General features: G+C 26.7%; 2 protein-coding genes. Both read right to left on the reverse strand.

All coding sequences use genetic code 11. The features are described 5' to 3' along the window. Positions 1 to 77: 77 nt before the first annotated feature. Positions 78 to 317, reverse strand: coding sequence for an NUMOD1 domain-containing DNA-binding protein (locus tag amrb99_RS49670; protein ID WP_190869062.1), 240 nt, complete (start codon positions 315 to 317; stop codon positions 78 to 80). 27 nt (positions 318 to 344) lie between these two features. Further along, positions 345 to 529 (reverse strand): hypothetical protein (locus tag amrb99_RS50475; protein WP_206700443.1); only part of this gene is annotated, 185 nt, incomplete at its 5' end.

Consider the following 529-nt stretch of genomic DNA (forward strand, 5'->3'; position numbering starts at 1 on the left):
GAATTATTCTATTTTTAAAAAAATTATACTTAAAAAAATATTACAAATTTTTTAGTTTATATTCTAAAAAGAGCATTTCAAGTAATTCCTGTAGTCTTGTCGTTCCTTCCGTCGGGCAATTGATTTAAATGAATGTAATGTTCAATGTATCTTTTATCAATATCTAAAGCTTTTGCTGCTGCTCTTATAGCATTATAAGTAGTAGAAGATTTAGTTTCTAAATCTGTAACTTCCACTTTTATACCTGAGGATTGAGCTAAAGACATCTTATCTAAATATCCATGAGTCTGAATTAATAAATTTTTAGCTTCACTCATTTTTTCTATAATAGCTTCTGAATGTTTTCATCCAGATCCTCTTGAAGGACTACCCGGAGTTTTCAAAATATTGTATTCAGGTTTATAAACTTCAAAATAATATTTTTCTCTAGATATAAGACTATCTTTATCACAAATTTCTAAGATAGTCAAACTAAAATTCTGGTAACCATACTTTAATATTGCAATACAAATAGGCATACTTTTTTCAT

The sequence above is a fragment of the Actinomadura sp. RB99 genome (assembly GCF_014706005.1).
Classification (GTDB): domain Bacteria; phylum Actinomycetota; class Actinomycetes; order Streptosporangiales; family Streptosporangiaceae; genus Spirillospora.

Excerpts from the sequence above, each read along its gene's own strand:
- amrb99_RS49670 (WP_190869062.1), bottom strand. The coding sequence starts at position 317 with ATGAGTGAAGCTAAAAATTTATTAATTCAGACTCATGGATATTTAGAT.